Source organism: Clostridium saccharoperbutylacetonicum N1-4(HMT) (assembly GCF_000340885.1).
Taxonomy (GTDB): domain Bacteria; phylum Bacillota; class Clostridia; order Clostridiales; family Clostridiaceae; genus Clostridium; species Clostridium saccharoperbutylacetonicum.
Map to the genome: position 1 here is coordinate 5625552 of NC_020291.1, position 19975 is coordinate 5645526.

The 19975-nt window shown below is 28.5% G+C and carries 18 protein-coding genes and 1 riboswitch; all 18 genes read right to left on the bottom strand.

From position 1 onward, the window contains the following. Positions 1-63 precede the first annotated feature (63 nt). On the bottom strand, positions 64-1329 hold the full coding sequence (locus tag CSPA_RS24750; protein ID WP_017810355.1) for a helix-turn-helix transcriptional regulator: 1266 nt from the start codon (positions 1327-1329) through the stop codon (positions 64-66). 28 nt (positions 1330-1357) lie between these two features. Beyond that, complete coding sequence (locus CSPA_RS24755) at positions 1358-2659, bottom strand: helix-turn-helix domain-containing protein (RefSeq protein WP_015395151.1); 1302 nt, start codon at positions 2657-2659, stop codon at positions 1358-1360. Between the two features lie 214 nt (positions 2660-2873). Then, positions 2874-3047 carry a hypothetical protein gene (locus tag CSPA_RS29615; RefSeq protein WP_015395152.1) on the bottom strand — a complete coding sequence of 58 codons (174 nt, stop codon included), beginning with the start codon at positions 3045-3047 and terminating at the stop codon, positions 2874-2876. A gap of 108 nt (positions 3048-3155) precedes the next feature. Then, positions 3156-4106 (bottom strand): ribonuclease H family protein, encoded by a 951-nt coding sequence (locus tag CSPA_RS24760; RefSeq protein ID WP_015395153.1) that lies wholly within the window; start codon positions 4104-4106, stop codon positions 3156-3158. 103 nt (positions 4107-4209) lie between these two features. Continuing rightward, positions 4210-5172 (bottom strand): YkvA family protein, encoded by a 963-nt coding sequence (locus CSPA_RS24765; RefSeq protein ID WP_015395154.1) that lies wholly within the window; start codon positions 5170-5172, stop codon positions 4210-4212. A 268-nt stretch (positions 5173-5440) separates the two neighbouring features. Beyond that, positions 5441-6271 carry a MetQ/NlpA family ABC transporter substrate-binding protein gene (locus tag CSPA_RS24770; RefSeq protein WP_015395155.1) on the bottom strand — a complete coding sequence of 277 codons (831 nt, stop codon included), beginning with the start codon at positions 6269-6271 and terminating at the stop codon, positions 5441-5443. A gap of 12 nt (positions 6272-6283) precedes the next feature. Continuing rightward, a complete protein-coding gene (locus tag CSPA_RS24775) occupies positions 6284-6922 on the bottom strand; it encodes a methionine ABC transporter permease (protein WP_015395156.1) in 639 nt (212 codons plus the stop codon). Then, complete coding sequence (locus CSPA_RS24780; RefSeq protein ID WP_015395157.1) at positions 6922-7893, bottom strand: methionine ABC transporter ATP-binding protein; 972 nt, start codon at positions 7891-7893, stop codon at positions 6922-6924. The genes CSPA_RS24775 and CSPA_RS24780 overlap by 1 nt, the downstream gene beginning before the upstream one ends. Before the next feature lie 137 nt (positions 7894-8030). Further along, positions 8031-8147: riboswitch (SAM riboswitch) on the bottom strand. Positions 8148-8378: 231 nt separating this feature from the next. Continuing rightward, complete coding sequence (locus CSPA_RS24785) at positions 8379-10016, bottom strand: bifunctional metallophosphatase/5'-nucleotidase (protein ID WP_015395158.1); 1638 nt, start codon at positions 10014-10016, stop codon at positions 8379-8381. 318 nt (positions 10017-10334) lie between these two features. Next, positions 10335-10802, bottom strand: coding sequence for an SsrA-binding protein SmpB (smpB, locus tag CSPA_RS24790; protein ID WP_015395159.1), 468 nt, complete (start codon positions 10800-10802; stop codon positions 10335-10337). Positions 10803-11074: 272 nt separating this feature from the next. Then, the gene (gene rnr, locus CSPA_RS24795) at positions 11075-13255 is read right to left on the bottom strand and encodes a ribonuclease R (protein ID WP_017810354.1); all 2181 of its coding nucleotides are present in this window, start codon (positions 13253-13255) and stop codon (positions 11075-11077) included. A gap of 138 nt (positions 13256-13393) precedes the next feature. Beyond that, positions 13394-14029, bottom strand: a complete 636-nt coding sequence (locus CSPA_RS24800) for a hypothetical protein (protein WP_015395161.1) — start codon at positions 14027-14029, stop codon at positions 13394-13396. Further along, positions 14022-14585 (bottom strand): sigma-70 family RNA polymerase sigma factor, encoded by a 564-nt coding sequence (locus CSPA_RS24805; RefSeq protein WP_015395162.1) that lies wholly within the window; start codon positions 14583-14585, stop codon positions 14022-14024. The genes CSPA_RS24800 and CSPA_RS24805 overlap by 8 nt, the downstream gene beginning before the upstream one ends. Positions 14586-15229: 644 nt before the next feature. Beyond that, entirely contained in the window at positions 15230-15364 is a 135-nt protein-coding gene (locus tag CSPA_RS30850; protein ID WP_278046207.1) for a hypothetical protein, read from the bottom strand. Positions 15365-15570: 206 nt separating this feature from the next. Further along, complete coding sequence (gene secG, locus CSPA_RS24810) at positions 15571-15804, bottom strand: preprotein translocase subunit SecG (RefSeq protein WP_015395163.1); 234 nt, start codon at positions 15802-15804, stop codon at positions 15571-15573. Positions 15805-15892: 88 nt separating this feature from the next. Beyond that, positions 15893-16912: a PrsW family intramembrane metalloprotease gene (locus tag CSPA_RS24815; protein WP_015395164.1), complete on the bottom strand. Its 1020-nt coding sequence runs from the start codon at positions 16910-16912 to the stop codon at positions 15893-15895. A 151-nt stretch (positions 16913-17063) separates the two neighbouring features. Then, positions 17064-18356, bottom strand: coding sequence for a phosphopyruvate hydratase (gene eno, locus CSPA_RS24820; protein WP_015395165.1), 1293 nt, complete (start codon positions 18354-18356; stop codon positions 17064-17066). 981 nt (positions 18357-19337) lie between these two features. Continuing rightward, positions 19338-19931, bottom strand: a complete 594-nt coding sequence (locus tag CSPA_RS24825) for a hypothetical protein (RefSeq protein WP_015395166.1) — start codon at positions 19929-19931, stop codon at positions 19338-19340. Between the last annotated feature and the right edge of the window lie 44 nt (positions 19932-19975).

Genomic DNA, 19975 nt, shown 5'->3' on the forward strand with positions numbered 1-19975 from the left:
TTGGCAAGTTAAAGTAGAAAAACTAGCTTAAAGTGCTTTTAATATACACAGAATTGTACTTTATTAAATTTTTTTATCTACAGCCAATGCTAAATTGTAATACTTTATAGAATCCTCTATATCTCCAAGTTTATAATACAATTTTCCCATATCTACATATCGAGCTTTCCTTTGCTCCCTTGATCCAAATTTATAAAGTGAATCCAAAGATAAATTCATATATTTTTCTGCTTCACTATATAAATTCATATTTTGAAGAATTGTTCCCTTCAGATAATATGATTTTTCAATCAACTTTATGTTATTGGTAATAATAGCTGCATTTAAAGCTTCTTCTGCCATTTTATCAGCGATTTCATATTCCTTATTATCAATTAGTATTCCAGTACAATCATTTAAAAATTGAACGTTCTTTTCTACATTATCTCGTGGGAATATTTTAATTCCTTCTTGTATTTCAGCAATTGCTTTTTTTCTTTCATCAGCTTCAAAATAGTATTTTCCATAATTTCCATGAGATAGTGCTAATGAAATAGGATTATGTTTTTGATATTCAAAGGCTTTCTTTTTATATTCATCAACACAGTCCTTTTTTAGTTTGATGCATACTGTTGCGTATATATGATAAACCTTACCTTTACTTTCATCAGTTTTAAGGCTATTAACGTATTCTATAATTTCAGATAAAATACTATACGCTTCCTCTGATTTTCCTATATTTTGATAACACAAAGCTTCATTATAACCTATTAGGCAATACTCCGTCTTATCCATTTTTTCTTTTTGCTGCTGAAACATTTCTCTAAGCTTACTGTAATATGAAATTGCTTCAATATATTCTCCATTTTGAGAAAGATATCTTGCCATATCTTTAAAATATATAACAGTATTTTTATGTTTATTATTTCTTTGATATAAATCATAATATTGTGAAACTATTAATTGAATATTTTCAACTTTATTTTCTTCTACATAATAAGAAAATAATATATGAATTAACTCAAATGCTAAATCATAAAATTTATATTTAATCGCATAACTTAAATTATCTTTTAATTTATTTTCTGAATCATCATCACAGGCAATATTTTTTCTTATAATTTTTAAGTTATTTAATATTTGCTCATAAACATCTTCTGTTAAATAGTCTAAATCTATTTCTATTTTTTCAGCTATATATTTAAGTAACTCTTTATCTGCCTTAATTTTCCCATTTTCTATGCAACTCATTTTAGCAATTGAAATTTTGTGTCCACACAATTCTTTTAATGTAATACCTTTAAATATTCGAGCTCTTTTTATCTTTTCTCCAGTTGATAGTATTTCCAAAAATATCACCCATTTACTTAAAAATTTTTTAATTTTCTAGTTGTTCTGCTTCGTCAAACAATTTTACTCCCTGATCTAAATAATACGAAGCCTTTTCTACGTCCTTCTTAGATATAAAGTATTTTCCAAGTCTCATGGATAATTCTCCTGCCTTAGTTAATCTTCCACTATTTTTTGCCAGTATATATGTATCAATTAATACATTTTCTGCCTGCTCAAAATTTTCATCAATATTACACATAGTATATTCAATTAGCTTACAGTTAATAATCCTATCAACATCTTCATTTTTTATACTACTTTCAATATCTTTTAATATTTTGCTACATTCACCTGTATTTTTTAGTTTTAAATAACTTTTACAAATATCCATTAATATATCATTAACATGTCCAACTTTATTATAAATACTTACATTTCTAGATATCTCATAATGCTTAATAGATTCTTCTAGATCTCCTAATTCATAGAACAATTTACCCAAATTTTGTTCTATATTTACAATACTCTTATTGTATTGTATTTTTTTATATACTTCCAATGTTTTTTGGGAATACTTTAATGCATTTATTAAATCTCCCTTTTTATTAAACTCTTCTGCTAATTCAAATAAATTTCTTGCGTAGTCCTCATCATTATATATTTGTTGAAAACGCTTTTTTGACAAGTATGAATACTCTAATGCAGATTCCAAGTCTTCTATATTAAAATAAGTTCTAGCCATATTATAATATATTTCCCCTAATAAGAACTCATCTACAATATTATTGTCTAAATATACTTTTTCTGCTTGCTTTAAATAACTACTAGAAGAATGGTATGCTTTAGATTCTAATGCTATGTTAGCTAAATTTAGAAAGGCTTTAATTATTTGCTCATAATTGTTATTTTTAACAAATATTACGTTCGCTGATAAAAAAAACTTCTGAGCCATTGGGAAATCTTTTTTATACATATACGACTTTGCTGTTATAAAATATATAATTGCTTTTCTATACTCTAAATTGTATTTTTCGCAATAATATAACGCATTATCAATATATCTTTGTCCCTTTTCATAATCTCCTTGTAATATGCAGGATTCCCCTACCTGCTCATAATATAAACTTATCTTTTCAGCTTGGCTTTCTTCTGATTCCATTAAATACTCAACAGTAGTATTTAATGAATTAGCTAAATATTCTAATAAATCAACCGATGGATTTGAACGACTTGATTCTACCAAGCTTATCTGTCCTGGAGTTATTCTGTCCTTAGCCAAATCCTTTAATGTCATATTTAATTCTTTTCTTCTTCTTTTAATTTTTTCTCCTAATGATAGAATTTCCATTTTTTAATCCTTCTCTATTCAACAAATTATTTAAATATTTTTTTGCTTTTTTCTTATTATATCATAAATTTATAAAAAATTGCATAAAAATATAAACATACCATAAATTTTATAATATCTCCTATATTCCTAATGTTTTATTTATAAAAAAGCAAAATAAAAGGGTATGAAATTATTTCATCCCTTATATTTTGCTTTTTTATTTTTCAACTTTTTATTTCATCCAACCTTGAATCCCATGATAAGTTGACTCAGCCACATCTCTCATTCTTCTTCCTGCTCTTTTCATTGTTCGTTGAGTTCTTCTATCATGATATGGCATCATGGCCATATCAACAGCAACTCCTATTAAAATCCCTGCTACCATTCCCTTTGAAAATCTTTCCATAAATAACACCTCTTTAATAAAATTAATTCATTTTCTACAAGTAGGTTGTGTATTAATTATGAAGTTATTCAAGTTAATTTTTCCCAAATATATTTATATCCAATAACTTTAATTATAATTATTTAATAAATATAAAATTAAAGCTTCTTTTTCCTTACTTAAAAGTTTTGAGATCGCCTTTTTCCCATCCTTACAGTTATTTTTATATAAATCTATAATTTGATTGAACTTAATTTCACGATCAAGTTCTTCATTATTTTTTTGTACACTAATATCTTGATTTAAATCACTATCTTCATTATTACCAATAAGAATAATATTATCTGTACAATTTGGCGCTAAGCTTAAAATTTCAGTTTTTGCATTGGCATTAGATACTTTTATTGTATTTTTCTTCAACCATTTTTCAACAACCCTATCAGAAGTTATCCCTAAACATTCTTTGCACTTTTCATCAACTAGTTCATTAAATAAATCACCAGTATGACTATCTACCTTTACGAAAATAATATCAATTCCAGATTTCATTAAGGTCTGCATTTTCTCATAATATCCAACTGAGGATTCTTCCTTTCGTTCCCATGCACCAGTTGCATGATGAGCAATCCCCTCATAGTCATGAAATAACACAATTTTAGTTTGGCCTTGACTTAAAGCATATTCCACTGCTCTAACAGCTCCTTTAAGTTCCCCTGCAATCTGCCTTATATTCCTTTCTGATGTATCATTTTCTGCATTACTTTCTATATATTCCACAACATCATTATTGACGCAAACTATTCCATATGAATATCTTCCATCTGAAGAGTTATAACTACCATCTACATAAGCATGAAGACAATCTTTAGGATAATTTTCATCACTCTTTTTTAACATTCTATTGCCTTCATTTAAATATAACTTTGCATCATCAATACTTTCAAAGCTCTTATATTTCGCTCCCTTTACCCCTTTTACATATTTTAAACACTCATCCCAGGTGTTAACTATAATATTTTCTATCTTTTTATTATTTTTTGCATCAAAGCCATATTGTATTGCATAAACTTTCTTTGCCATTCCCTTCTCCCTTTCACTTCCTCTTTTAATTCACAAAAATACTTTATCTACAAGTATATCCGATTTTCTTATACATAAACTTTCTGTATTTTATAATATATATTTATAATGTAGATAATTCTGACACCACTTGACATAATTTATCTACATTTTTTGCCTTTGTAAAATTAGCTAAATAATCAACACCACTTTTTATTACTAAAATCAACTCATTCTTTCCTTGCCAATTTTCTACGATAACATTTATAGGAACATCATTAAAAACTTTATCTAATGCAAAAAATGCAGCTCCAATTTCATCAATTGCACCTATAAATGGTATTTTATTAGGTATTATGTCCGTCGGAAGTGTTATATATCCAATTGATATCGACATTATTAACTTCGTCTTTATAGGCACTCGCTTATCTTTCATCAATCTATAAATAAGAGAAATTATATCTGGTAATATAAAAATATAATCTTTATATATTTTTGTTTCATCAGGCAACTTGTCCAATAAAATTTCTCTGCCTTTAGAATAATTATCCTCAACTTTACTCACAAGTTTTAAATCAAAATCTTCTTGTTCTTGACTTTTTTCTACAACTTCTGCTTCAACTTTTTTTACTAATGTTCCCGCTATTGAAATATTAAGATCCTTTGCTTCGACAAATACTTCTGTTTTTTTAATAAATATATCCTCAACAATTAAATCTACAAATGGTACATCCTTAAGGATGGTACTTATATTTATTGTTACTTTATCCTTATTGCTACTTATTCCATATTCTTTAAATGCTTTTACTAATTGCTTTAATGCAAGACTTCTAAAAATTCTAAAAACTCCACAATTAATAATTTTCATTTTTGATATTCTTGCAGTAATTTTATTATGAACACATTCTATCAATTCAGCTTTTACATAAAAATCCATTGTTATGCCTTTTTTAAAGGTTCCTTCTAATATTATTCCATCATCAATAGATACTTTTTTCAAATCTAATCCATTTATTTTAACAAACTCGTTAATAATACTCAATATGTCATTTCCAAGTAATTTAACTTTTACTTCAGATATGTTCATGATATTTTTGTCTCCTTTTATTTACGCCAAAAATTATTTCCTGATATTTCAAATTAATCCGAATTTAAATTATTCATCATAATTTTTCTAATCCTATTAAAAAGTATACCTTATTTTTATAGATTATTAAAGATATTCTCCAAATAATACTTATAATCCAAAGCAATAAAATTAGCAGATTATAATAATTTCAACTAACTCTAGATATAATCTATAAGTACGTATCAATTAAAATAATCTGCCATCAAAAATAACTTAAAATCTTATACTAAAATACTGGTATTACTGAACCATTGTATTCTTTTTCTATAAAGGCTTTAACTTCAGGTGAAGTCATTGCTTTTACTAAAGCTTTTATCTTATCTTTATCTTGATTTCCGTCTTTTACAACAACAATATTTGCATAAGGTTTAGCAGCATCTGAATTCTTATCTTCAATTATTATTGCATCTTTTGCAGGATTGAATTTAGCTTCTATAGCATAGTTTCCGTTAATTACAGCTGCATCAATATCATCTATAGCTCTTGGAACTGCTGCTGCTTCTAATTCATTAAATTTTAATTTTTTAGGATTTTCTGTAATATCTTTTGGTGTAACTAATTCACCATCTTTGATTTTTATTAATCCTTTTCCTGCTAATAACTTTAATGCTCTAGCTTCATTTGAAGGATCGTTAGGAACTGCTATTGTAGCACCTTCTTTAAGATCATCTAAGCTTTTTATTTTCTTAGAATATAAGCCCATTGGTTCTAAATGAATAGCTCCAACTGAAACTAAGTGATATCCTTTTTCTTTATTTTGTGTATTTAAATAAGGTGTATGTTGGAAGAAGTTTGCATCTAATGAACCTTCTTCAACTGCAGTATTTGGTTGATTATAGTCATTAAATTCTGTTACTTCAACAGTATATCCTTCTTTTTCAAGCAATGGTTTTGCTATATTTACTATTTCTTCATGTGGCTTTGGAGTAACTCCAATTTTTATTACCTTATCATTCTTAGAATCTTTACTTGCTGATGTAGATGCGCCCCCACATCCTACCAATCCTAATGCGACAACTCCTGCTAATACTACTGATATAATTGATTTTTTTTTCATATTTCTTTCCCCCTATTTTGATAATTTATTATAAAAATAATTGCCTAAAACTTGTAGTCCTTGTACTACTATAATTAAAACAATACATGTTACTACCATATAATCTGTTTGGAATCTTTGATATCCATAGCTTATAGCTACTTGACCAAGTCCTCCACCACCAATTGTTCCTGCCATTGCAGAATACCCAACAATACTTATTATTGTAAGAGTAATTCCTGAGGCTATTGAAGGAATTGCTTCCTTAAGCATAACCTTAAAAATAATTTGAGTATTTGATGCTCCAAAAGACTTAGCTGCCTCAATTATTCCTTTATCAACTTCTCTAAGAGCTGATTCAATAATTCTTGCTACAAAAGGAGCTGCTGCAATTGTAAGTGGAACAATAGCTGCTTCTGTACCTATTGATTTACCAGCAATAAACCTAGTTAAAGGTATAATAGCTACCATGAGTATAATAACTGGGAAACTTCTTAATATGTTAATTATTAAATCTAAAACTGAATAAACAATTTTGTTAGGTTTTAATCCATCTTTTGCAGTAACCGTCAATATTATTGCAGGTATAAACCCTAAGATTAATGAACCAAGAGTTGATGCAAAAACCATTTCTAACGTCTCAATCAAAGCTTTTCCTATTACATCACTCATTATTCAATCACCTCCAATAGAATATCTTTATTTTTAAGGTATTCCATAACCTTATCTTTATCTTTTTCATTTATATTTATTACAAGCCCACCTAATACTTCACTTCTAAATTTTTCAAGTTTGCCCCAAACAATTGAAAAATCTATTTCCAATTCCCGTGCCATCTTTGTAATTAGTGCATTTTCTGAAGAATCACTTGGGAAAAATAATTTAATGTTAACTCCTTCGTTTGGCAATATTTCTTCATCTTCATCATCCTCACCCAAGAATTTCTTCAATGATTTTCCTGGTTTTAAGAATAAATCTTCTGCTCTTCCTTCAGCTTTTATTTTACCGCCATCTAATAATGCAACTTTTTCACAAATTTCCTTTATAACTTCCATTTGGTGAGTAACTACTACTATAGTTATTCCCAATTCTTTATTTATTTTAGAAAGTAATGCTAAAATGTCTTTTGTGATTTTCGGATCTAAAGCTGAAGTTGCTTCATCACAAAGTAATATTTTTGGATCTAGTGCTAATGCTCTTGCTATTGCTACTCTTTGCTTTTGCCCACCACTAAGCTCTGATGGTTTACTATCTTTTTTATCTTTTAAGCCAACTAAATCTAGTAATCTCGATACCTTGTCCATAATTTCATTCTTACTGTATCCCCAGACTTCCAGAGGAAGCGCAACATTATCAAATACATTTTTTCTTTGCATAAGATTGAAATTTTGAAAGATCATACCTAAATCTTTTCTAAACTCTCTAAGACTTTTACCTTCTAATGAAGAAACTTCTTTCCCCATTACATTTACTGATCCTCCATCATAAGATTCAAGTCCATTTATACATCTAAGCAAAGTTGATTTTCCTGCACCACTATGCCCTATTATTCCATATATTTCGCCTTCTTTAATATCTAATGTTACATCTTTTATAACTTGTGTTTGTCCATAATTTTTAACTACGTTTTTAATTTCTATCAAAACACATTTTCCTCCTTTGACTTTGTTTTGTTAGTATCCGGATAACTAAGGTATTTAAATCAACAAATATTTAAATACCTCAAAACAAAAGCGCCAGAGAATAAATCTCCAGCGCATAAACATCACTTAAATTTATCCTCTCATCTATCAGCTAAATTGCTGCTGGAATTAGCACCATATAAATATTGATTATAAACCAATATTTCGGTTGCCGGGTTTCAAAGGGCCAGTCCCTCCACCACTCTTGATAAGATATCAGATTATTTTATTTAGTTACTTATCTGATTATATAAGTATTCTTTCTTTTTGTCAACTTCTAAATAATAACCTTCAAATCATTTTAATCCATAGTATATTAATCGGATTAGTATTATTATAAACAATTTTCATTTCTATTGCAATATCTTATTAATATTTTTAAGTAATTAACAACAATAAAAGTGTCAGAAAAATCATTCTAACACTTTTATTTTAATAATAATATTTTAAGCTGCTTTTTGAATAAGATTACTTACTGCTCCAGATAAATTAACCATTCTTGGAACATCTTTATTAGTTATTGTATTGTTACCATTTCTGTTCTTATTATATTTACACCAATCAATTAGTGCATCTCTAACTACAACATGAGTATCATTTTTAACATCTAATCCACCATACTTTGTGAATGCAGTAAAGGAATCTCCACCTTGCGCTACGAAATCTGGAACTGCTACAGTTAACATCTCATTATCTTTAATTGTTCTTCCATTTTCTCTTGTAATATCTTTCACTCTTTGACCTGTTGGAAGTTTTGAATCATAAGTAAAATTAATACCAGATACTTGCAATCCCTTGCTATTATCTGCTACAGCCTGCTCTAAAACTTCTTTTATTTGAGCCTTTGTCATTTTTAATTTATAAAGTGTATTATCAAAAGGCATAAATTGCCACATTGTTCCTACTGTTATATTTCCTTGAGGTATGTCAATTCTAAGACCTCCATTATTTTGAAAGCCTACATCAGCTCTAACTGCATCTTTTGTAACATCAGATGCCCAATTTCCTAAAACTGATGACCCATATGGAGTATTGTTTAATTTTCTTGTTAATTCTTTATCTGTATTGTATCCAATAACTTCACTTGTAATTGGATCTATTAGTTTATTAGCATCATTTACAATTTTATCAACATTAATATCTGTTTGTTTTACAACAGCTTTATATCCTTTTTCATTATCTAAAGCTACGTAACTTGTATCAAGCTTTGGTGCTTCAAATGCAATTTTTTTATCACTAGTTATATTAAATTTAGCATCAATATATCCTTTACCATTAGATGCTCCAATATATACTGGAATTTTAGTAGTTGTAGCTATCGCTGCAGTTTTTGTATGACTATGTCCACCAAATACTGCATCTACATTTTGAAGCTTATTAGCCAAGTCAAATACTGGTCCTGTTGCATTATCCCCTTTATCTCCTTCATGAACTAATGCAATTGTTACATCTGCTAATTTATCTTTTTTAATTTGTGCTGCAACTGAATTAATTTCATTTGCAAGATCTTTGAATTCATAATCTTTTACATATTTAGGTGATACACTTGTTTCTGTTTCAAGTGTTATTCCTCCAATAATTGCTATTTTAACCCCATCTTTAGTTATGATTTTATAAGGTTCAAATACTCTCTTACCAGTTTTATCATATAAATTACTACAAACTATCGAATAAGCTGCCCCCTTCATAGTTGTATCAATAGTTGTATCTAATCCCCAATCAAATTCATGGTTTCCAAGGGCTGTTACTTCCATTCCAACCTTTGACATAACTTGTTGGACTGGAACCCCTTTCATAATGTTCGATACAGCAGAACCTTGGTATAAGTCTCCACCACCTATGATTAAAGTTCTATCAGGATTTGATTTTTTTACATTTTCTATTCTATCAGCTAAAACTCCTGCAACTGGATTTCCAGAAGAATCCTTTAAGGTTCCGTGAAAATCTGTTACTTCAATAATATCAAATGTTTTTCCATTATCCGCAGCATAACCTATAATTGGAAAAGCACTGAACAATGTAATTGCCAAAAATAAACTAGTTATAAAAGCTATACTTTTTTTAGTTATTAATGTTTTTCTCATTTTAACTCCCCCTAAATGCATTAGTATATTATATTCATAATATGAATTATATACCAGTTAAGGTTGTTTTTCCATACATTTTTATTAACTTTGTTGCCTAATATTCATACCGATATAAACATTAATCTTTATTTAACAAGTATTTATCATATTTACTCTTGCATTTTATCTTCAAGTCTACTCTTAACATTTTATTAACTAAAAAATCACCCTTAAAATTTAAAAGCTGCCTAAAAATTATTTATATAATTTTCTTGGCAGCCATTAATTACAAACTTCTCAAATATATTTATTGCTAAGTTCGTTCCTTATAATTTACTATTTATATTTTTCTTTTATTGCTCTATCTATGTCTCTCTTATGTGCTTTTTCAAGCATAGCATCTCTCTTATCATAATTCTTTTTACCTTTACAAACTCCAAGAGCAACTTTTACTTTACCTTCTTTTAAATATAGAGATAATGGTACTAAGGTATATCCATCTTGCGATACTAAAGCATCAAGCCTTCTTATTTGATCTCTATGAAGTAATAATTTTCTTTCTCTTAATGGATCTACATTGAAAATATTACCTTGTTCATATGGTGAAATATGCATATTTTTAATAAATATTTCTCCATTGTATACATCTGCATAACAATCTTTAAGATTAACTCTTCCATTTCTTATGGACTTAACTTCAGTTCCTACTAAAACTAATCCTGCTTCCATTGCTTCTTCTACAAAATAATCATGTCTTGCTTTTCTATTTTCTGCTAATGAATTTTCATTCTTTTTTCTTGCCATTTTATCACCCACTTTTGTCAGTTAACAGTTTATGCCCTTTAGGGTACCCTGTGGGCAGTTATCAGTTAACAGTTGTTGAGGAAATTCCTTTGGAATTTCTATATTTTTAGATTCATTTTCATTTTGGATTATGATTTATAGACTACAATGAAGAAAATATATATACAATCACACCATACTGACCTTTTATTTCCCTCATTGTTTCTTAAGCCTTATATACTAGCATTATATTATACATATCTTTGTAAATCAACTAGTTAAAAACTCTCCCACTATACTGGTTGTAGTGTTTCATTCGCTGCCTCTTCGGCTTCTTCTCTTTTTGGTTCTTGTGTAATTTTAAAGAATACTTCCCTATTTGTAATATCTACATGAACACATTCAACTTTTACTTTATCTCCAAGTTTATATATCTTCTTAGTTCTTTCACCCATCAAGCTAAGATGTGATTCATTAAATATATAATAATCATCATCTAAGTCTGTAATATGAACTAAGCCTTCAACTGTATTTGGAAGTTCCACAAATACTCCAAAGGAAGTAACTGAAGATATGATTCCATCAAATTCTTCACCAATTCTTTCTTGCATATATTCAGCTTTTTTAAGATCATCAACTTCTCTTTCAGCATCTTGTGCTTTTCTTTCCATTTCTGAAGACTGTTTAGCTGCATATCCAACAGTATTTTTCAATTTATTTATTCTCTTTTCATCCAATTCTCCATGAAGATATTCTTTAATAATTCTATGAATTTGTAAATCTGGATATCTTCTAATTGGTGAAGTAAAGTGGCAGTAGTACTGTGCTGCAAGGCCAAAATGTCCAGTGCATTCTGGTGCATATCTCGCTTGCATCATAGATCTCAATAATAAAGTACTTACAACAGTTTCTTCATTTTTGCCCTTAACCTTTTCTAATATTTCTTGAAAACTCTTTGGGATAATTTCTTCTGTCCAGTGAACATTATATCCTAGGTTATAAACAAATTCCTTGAATTTTGCTAACTTTTCTTCATCTGGATTTTCATGAATTCTATACACAAAAGGTAAGTGAGTCCAGAACATATGCTCAGCAACTGTTTCATTTGCAACCAACATGAATTCTTCTATAACTCTATTTGCAATTTCACGATCATAAGGTTTTATCTCAATTGGTTTTCCAAGGTCATTTAACGTTATTTTTGCTTCTGCTATTTCAAAATCAATAGCACCTCTTCTAGTTCTCTTTTCTCTTAAAATATTACAAAGCTCTTCCATTAATTTAAAGTCTTCATAAAGATAATCGTATCTCTTTATTAGTTCTTCATCATGATCCTTTAGAATCTTAGTAACATCTGTATATGTCATTCTTTCATTAGTTTTAATTATAGATTCTACTATTTCATGATTTACAACTTTACCACTATTATTTATTTCCATAAAACAAGTAAGTGCTAATCTATCTACTCTTGGATTTAAAGAACATATACCATTTGATAATTTTCTTGGTAACATTGGTATAACTCTATCTATTAAATAAACTGAAGTTGCTCTTTTTAGGGCCTCTTTATCTAATGGATTATTTTCTCTTACATAATGACTTACATCAGCAATATGCACTCCTAATTTGTAATTTCCATTACTTAATTTTTCAATAGATACTGCATCATCTAAGTCTTTTGCATCTTCTCCATCTATTGTTACCATTCTTAAATCTCTAAGATCTCTTCTGCCCTTAATCTCTTCTTCATTAATTTCCTCGGAAATACCTTCAGCATATTTTAATACTTTTTCAGTAAACTCTTCTGGAAGTCCAAGTTTTTTGATTATAATTAAGATATCAATCCCTCTATCGCCTTTTCTTCCTAAAATTTCTGTTACAACACCTTCTGCTTTTCTATTTCCTTCTGGCCATTTTGTTATCTTTACAGTAACAACATCTCCATTCTTAGCAGAATTTCTATCCTTTTTAGATATAAATATATCCTTTGAGATTCTAGGATCTTCTGAAACTACAAATCCAAAATTTTGAGAATCTTCATAGATACCTACTATTTTGGTTGTATTTCTTTCAATAATCTCAACAACTTCGCCTTCTCTTTTTTTAGTATTTGTGTCTTCTCTGGTTACCTTAACAGCTATTTTATCTCCATTCATTGCACCTTTCATGCAGTTGCTTGGAATAAATACATCTTTTTGCCCCTCTTCATCTGGAAGCAAAAATCCAAAACCTTTTGAATGTAGCTGAAGTGTTCCTGAAATCAGCCCTTCTTCTTTATTGTTTTCATCTGCAATCATATATCTATCTTTCTTCGTCCTAGTAATAATACCTTCTTCTTCCATCATTCTTAAAGTCTTTTTAAATGCATTATATTCATTTTTCTTTATATCAAATATAGCTATTAATTCTTCAATGTCCATTGGTCTATAAGCTGGTTCACTCATAAAACTTGCTAATGTTTGTTTTATTCCCATAATGTTTTCCTCCATTGTGTTATCATTATATAATATTCCTATATATCTATATACTACCACAATAACTTCAGACAATATAGATTTTATCTTATTTAATATTAGTATTGACATTAATTCATTAATTTATTTACCTTAAAATTATGCTTTATAAATTATCCCCCAATTTTTAATCATGAAGTACATTACATATACTAAGTATATAATCCATGCAATTATGATAAGTCTAATTATTTTTTCAGCTTTGGATTTTATTCTTTTCCCTTTTACGATAGTTGAACAATCTTTTAATAAATCCATAATCATTTCAAATCTATTCATATGATATTGAATTGTTTTCTTATTTTTATTCTTATCTTCAATTATCAAATAGAAATATTCTTTTTCTTTGACCACCCCTAATTCTTTCTGTATTTCATAATGCTTTGAATATTGCAGATATCCAGTTACCTCTATTAATAGTAATCTTCTATTAGTTTTCACTAAAATACAATTGAAACTCCATCCAACTACAGGATGTGCTACAGCTGATAATCCAATTGTTGCGGCAAATGCAAGTCGTACAGAATCACTTGTATAATCTCTTCCTGAAATATAAAAGTCTATTTCTTCATCTTCATCTAACTTTTCTTTTATAGTCTTTAATAATTCTTTCATTAGAACTTCCCAAAGTATATTATTTTTTCTTTCTTTTACCCTTTCTAATAATTCATCCTCAACTTTTACTTCTTCTATTGCTTTTATCTCATTTTCTGAAAGAAATTGATTATCACTCATATATATTTTCCCCTCCAAACTTCATATTTTTAAATAATTCTCTTAACTTTTTTCGAAGCCTGCTCAGTCGCTTATATAGTACCTCTTCACTTATAAAGTAATATTCACATAACTCTTTTGTTGAATTTTCTAACACATATTTTTTAACAAATAATGTCTTATCAACAGCTCCTAATTTATTTACAATTTTATTAAATTCGCTTATAGATTCCTTCTGTATGTATTCATCTTCTAGGCAACTATCTTCTCTAATATTCTCATTAAGTTCAATAGTGCTATAATATTTTTTTATTCTCCGCTTATAATCTAATGCCTTATTTTTAGATATACACATAATCCAACCTTTAAAAGAACATTCAAATTTAAAGGTATTACTTTTCTCCATAATCTGCATTACAACATCATCAAAACATTCTTCAATATATTCTTTATCTTGAGAGTCTCTTAAAACATAAGATATTCCCTTCAAAATATCCTTCGAATATACATTAATAAGTTCATTAAAGCTATCTACATCTCTCAATATTAGCCCTTTTACTAATTCGTCGTCTTTCATATATCCTCCTAATACATCATTCTCTATAACATAAATTCAAATTTTCTTATATATTATAATTGACGTTAAAATTTATAATTTCTGACCTAAATATTATTTTCTATAAAAAATAATATTTCACAAACGTTTACATTTTTAGATGCAAATATCTTATTAGATATCCAAATTAATAATTAAGAATATGCATACATTCTTGAGAAATTATAATTGTAACACTACACTAGAAATCAGATACATTTTTCTGGAAGCAGGCTTGGAATCGGTTATGAGTTATGAGTTACGTATGAAATCTCTTTAAAGATTTCGAAAATGTATAATTTAAGAAAAGCTATTAGCTTTTTTTCCTCAACTGATAACTGTAAACAGATTTAAGTCCTGTGGACGATAAATTAATCTGATTTCGGTAATTGTTGCATAAGTCTAATTCTCACTTTGGATATATAGATATCCAAATTAATACTCAAACTTATAAATGGAATATATATGCATTATCGAGAAATTATAATCGTAACACTACGCTAGAAATTAGATACATTTTTCTGGAAGCAGGCATGTGAAATTGAGCTGATGAATAGTGTTAAGCAGATAAGTGAAAGTCCAAATCTATGATTTGGTTTCTTGAACTTAGTTAACTCATTCATGAGTTAACTAAGTTCAAGAAACTGATTTGGTGTGAATCTTGTGCTTAGCGAACGAATGTGAGTCGAGTTTCCTCTATGGCTTGTTTCATTTAAAACTTGTCCAAAAAGTAAGTGTCCAAATTTTATATTTGGAAACACGAACTTTCTCCTTGGAGCTTTTACATCTGGAACACGCTGAAATTACGACAAGCCGCCATTTAGAACCTTCCAGCGAAAATTTCACTAGTCCTGCAGAAGACAAATGTATTGGATTTCGGTAAATTACCACATAAGTCTAATTCTCGCTTTGGATATCTTTAAATATAAAATAAAAAAGCTACTTAATAAAAAGTAGCCTAAATTTATTATTTTATTAAATTTAATACAATTGTATTTATTGCAAATAATATTGAAAAAATAACTGTTAATCTTACAAGGATTACTTCCTTAGTTCTTGATTTGTTTTTTGCAAAGAATGTATCTTTTGCAGTTCCTTGTATTAATCCACTTAACGCATCTGCTTTACTAGGCTGCATATATACTGATATAATAATACCTAATCCTAATAACACTTCAAAAGCCATAAATATGTTTTGCATAGGTAACACCTCCATAATTATCGATAACATCTACATTTTATAATAACATACTTGTTAACTTATTACAACTTTATGTCAAAAAAATTCATTAGCAATTACTCTCAGCTTTTGCTTTTCCATTAAAACTCAAGCTTGATATTTGCTTAAGTCCAGCATTAATTAATATTAATATAATAATCCATGCAACTAATGTAAGCATAACTTGAATATAGGGTATGCTGCTTTCAATATATATAGGCATATCCCAAATTGAATGTAATATTATTGCAATAATAAAGTATTTAAGGAATTTAATATTTAAAAAATGTTTAACTTTTAATCTATCATCTTCTTTTACCATTACTAATGCTGCTCCAGACATAGCAGCCCAAGCAATATGACCACCAAAAGCTAATGCTCCTCTAGTATATATTATTTTCATCATAGTATGAACTTCAAATCCATAAGCAAATACATATCCTGCCGTCTCAAAAACTGCAAAACCCGCTCCTACTGCTGCTCCTAATAATAAGCCATTTAATATATATTTCCTCTTGCTTCCTCTCGCAAAATATGCAACTACAATAAGTTTAGCTAATTCTTCTGTAACTCCAATTAATATTGCACCATAGAAATCCACTTCACCTACAGTTATTGCACTATTTAATATCATAGTAATAAGCAAAGAAGAAATTCCTCCAAGAAAAAATATCTTAACCACATCAAAAATATTAATATTTCTTGGTGCATTTACTTCCCAAAAAAACACAAGTAATGAGAACGGAACTATTAATGCACCTATAAATACAATTCCTGGATAAGCCAATACATTTCTAAAGACTCTCAATAATGCTACAAGTCCTATAAAAGTTATTGCAAATAAAATAAATACTCTTGAATATAACCATGGTTTTGGCCATTTAGAACATATTTCATTTTCCTTAGGTGATGTTAAGGCCGTTCCACAAATAAAAGTATTTTCTCTCTCCTCTAATGTATGTTTCTTAAACACATTAACTATTAAATCTGTTAATTTTAATTTAATTGCAATACCTCTGGGTGTAACTGTTTTTGGATTATTTAAGAAACTTTCAGATGTATTTTCATCTTGATTACAATTTCCATTCATCCCTCCAACAACTCCTTAGTTATTTTCTTTGACAGTTGTCAACTTTTCTATCTTTTTTAATATTTTACCCAATCTTTTTTTAGTAATACAAAAAAAAATAATCAATAACATAAATTTTTGTTTTACGTTATTGATTACAATAATTCAAGCATTATTTTACATTAAAGAATGCCTTTTTTCCTCTATATTCAGCCACCTCAAACAATTCTTCCTCTATTCTCAACAATTGATTATATTTGGCTACTCTTTCGGATCTTGCTGGAGCTCCTGTTTTTATTTGACCTGCATTAACAGCAACAACTAAGTCAGCAATAGTTGTATCTTCTGTTTCTCCAGATCTATGTGATACTACTGCAGTATATCCTGCTCTATTAGCCATTTCTATAGCATTTAAAGTTTCTGTTAATGTACCAATTTGATTTAATTTAATCAATATTGAGTTAGCTACACCAAGTTCAATACCTTTTTCTAACCTTTCAGTATTAGTAACAAATAAATCATCACCAACCAATTGAACTTTCTTCCCTAACCTTTCAGTTATGAGTTTCCAACCTTCCCAATCTTCTTCTGCCATTCCATCTTCAATAGATATAATTGGATATTTATTAACCCAATCTTCAAAGAAATCTACCATTTCTGCAGCTGTAAGTGTTCTTCCTTCATGTTCTAATACATATTTTCCATCCTTATAATATTCTGATGAGGCAGCATCAATAGCTATGAAGATTTCTTCTCCTGGTTTATATCCTGCTTTTTCTATTGCTTCAATTATAACATCAAGAGCTTCTTGATTTGATTTTAAGTTTGGAGCAAATCCACCTTCATCACCAATGCCTGTTGCATACCCTTTATCATTTAAAATTTTCTTCAATATATGGTATACTTCTGCACACATTTTTAGAGCTTCACTAAAGCTTTTTGCTCCAGCTGGCATAATCATAAATTCTTGTAAATCCACAGAATTGTCTGCATGAGACCCTCCATTTAAAATATTCATCATAGGTACTGGTAATACTTTTGCATTAACTCCTCCTATATATCTATATAGTGGCATTTCCAATGCATTAGCAGCTGCATTTGCAACTGCCAATGATACACCTAAAATTGCATTTGCACCTAACTTGCCTTTATTTTCAGTTCCATCTAAATCAATAAGCATTTTATCAATATATGTTTGCTCAAATACATTGCAGCCTATTAACTCTTCAGCAATAGTTTCATTAACATTTTTTACTGCCTTTAACACACTTTTACCTAAATAATTATCCTTATCCCCATCTCTTAATTCTACTGCTTCATACATTCCTGTTGACGCACCTGATGGAACAGCCGCTCTTCCTATAGTTCCATCTTCTAAATATATCTCTACTTCCACCGTTGGGAAACATCTAGAGTCAATAATTTGTCTTGCAACTACATCTACAATTTCTAAATAATCTTTCATTTAATATTACCTCCTCATTTTTATACAAAATCGAGGTAAATTATTAAATAACCTAGCTTATACTTGGTTATTTAATAATTTTTAACCTACCATAATATTATTTGAAATTATTTTTTTTATATGCATTTTATTTATATACACATAATAATAAATAACAAGTAAAAAATTGCTATATTAAGTTCCGATGTTGCAGCATAGCTGCTCTTTTTAGATGTGTATATTCATTTTATTTTTAGGTACATGATAATAAATAACAAGTCCAAAATTAAAATTGATCCGTATTGCAGCAAAGCTGCTCTTTTTAAAGAATTGATCCTAATTACAGCATAGCTGCTCTTTTTTAAGGTGTATATTCATTTTATTCTAGGCACCTGATAATAAATAGCAAGTCAAAAATTTCTATATTAAGTTCCGTTGTTGCAGCATAGCTGCTCTTTTTAGATGTGTATATTCATTTTATTTTTATGAACATAAGAATATAGATATCCAAATTAATGCTCAAACTTATAAATGGAATATGTATGCATTATCGAGAAATTATAATCGTAACACTACACTAAAAATTAGATACATTTTTCTGGAAGCAGGCATGTGAAATTGAGCTGATGATGGTTATTAGTGGAAGGTTGTTTCATTTTCTGCTTGTCATAAATTTACTTTAGGAACATGCAGAAATGGGTGCAACCTTCCACTTAGAACCTTCCAGCGAAAATTTCACTAGTCCTGTGGAAGATAAATGTATCTGATTTCGGTAATTGTTGCATAAGTCTAACTCTCGCTTTGGATATCTATACATAATAGATCTAAAATTTAAGATTGATCCTTATTGCAGCATAGCTGCTCTTTTTATAATTGATCCGTATTGCAGCATAGCTGCTCTTTTTAGATGTGTATATTCATTTTATTTTTAGGCACATGATAATAAATAGCAAGTCAAAAATTACTATATTAAGTTCCGTTGTTGCAGCATAGCTGCTCTTTTTAGATGTGTGTATTTTCATTTTCACAATATCTTAGAAATTTTAATTCCCATAGTGTTGCTTTCTTTAAATTTATTTTTCTTATTTCAGTCAAAAATTCATCCAATACTCCAACTTTATATAATCCCTTCATCAGATGCCTTGGATAATCAACATTTCTACTATATGCTTTTTTAGGATCTATTATCATTAACTTCTCACTATCTGAAACATAAACATCCTTACATCTAACATCTAATTTTTTGAATTTTAATTTTTTGAATTCAAGCAGCAATTCGTAAATATTTTTAATTAGCTTTTCACTTAACCCATTTTGTCTAATATACTTATCTAATCTCTTACCATCTACCAAATCTCTTATTACATATAGATTACCTCTCTTGTATAACCGTGGAAAATATTTAGACCCATTTGTTTTAGCAAGGATACTACCTTCATCATTACATACTTTTTTCTTTAAAAATATTTTGATAGCTTTTCTATTGGGTAATTCATATACAACACCATTATTCCCTTCACCTAAGTAAACAGCTTCTCTAAATAGTTTTTCTGTAACCTCATCAAAATCAGCAGAGTATGCAAAATTTTTCTTCATATTATCAACCCTAAATCTTTTTTATAAATATATTAATTAGGAAT

Coding starts and splice junctions, on each gene's coding strand:
- CSPA_RS24765 (WP_015395154.1), bottom strand. CDS start 5,172: ATGAACATATCTGAAGTAAAAGTTAAATTACTTGGAAATGACATATTG.
- secG (WP_015395163.1), bottom strand. CDS start 15,804: ATGCAAAACATATTTATGGCTTTTGAAGTGTTATTAGGATTAGGTATT.
- CSPA_RS24785 (WP_015395158.1), bottom strand. CDS start 10,016: ATGAGAAAAACATTAATAACTAAAAAAAGTATAGCTTTTATAACTAGT.
- smpB (WP_015395159.1), bottom strand. CDS start 10,802: ATGGCAAGAAAAAAGAATGAAAATTCATTAGCAGAAAATAGAAAAGCA.
- CSPA_RS24775 (WP_015395156.1), bottom strand. CDS start 6,922: ATGAGTGATGTAATAGGAAAAGCTTTGATTGAGACGTTAGAAATGGTT.
- rnr (WP_017810354.1), bottom strand. CDS start 13,255: ATGGGAATAAAACAAACATTAGCAAGTTTTATGAGTGAACCAGCTTAT.
- CSPA_RS24760 (WP_015395153.1), bottom strand. CDS start 4,106: ATGGCAAAGAAAGTTTATGCAATACAATATGGCTTTGATGCAAAAAAT.
- eno (WP_015395165.1), bottom strand. CDS start 18,356: ATGAAAGATTATTTAGAAATTGTAGATGTAGTTGCAAGACAAATTATT.
- CSPA_RS24755 (WP_015395151.1), bottom strand. CDS start 2,659: ATGGAAATTCTATCATTAGGAGAAAAAATTAAAAGAAGAAGAAAAGAA.
- CSPA_RS24770 (WP_015395155.1), bottom strand. CDS start 6,271: ATGAAAAAAAAATCAATTATATCAGTAGTATTAGCAGGAGTTGTCGCA.
- CSPA_RS24800 (WP_015395161.1), bottom strand. CDS start 14,029: ATGAGTGATAATCAATTTCTTTCAGAAAATGAGATAAAAGCAATAGAA.
- CSPA_RS24815 (WP_015395164.1), bottom strand. CDS start 16,912: ATGAATGGAAATTGTAATCAAGATGAAAATACATCTGAAAGTTTCTTA.
- CSPA_RS24825 (WP_015395166.1), bottom strand. CDS start 19,931: ATGAAGAAAAATTTTGCATACTCTGCTGATTTTGATGAGGTTACAGAA.
- CSPA_RS24805 (WP_015395162.1), bottom strand. CDS start 14,585: ATGAAAGACGACGAATTAGTAAAAGGGCTAATATTGAGAGATGTAGAT.
- CSPA_RS29615 (WP_015395152.1), bottom strand. CDS start 3,047: ATGGAAAGATTTTCAAAGGGAATGGTAGCAGGGATTTTAATAGGAGTT.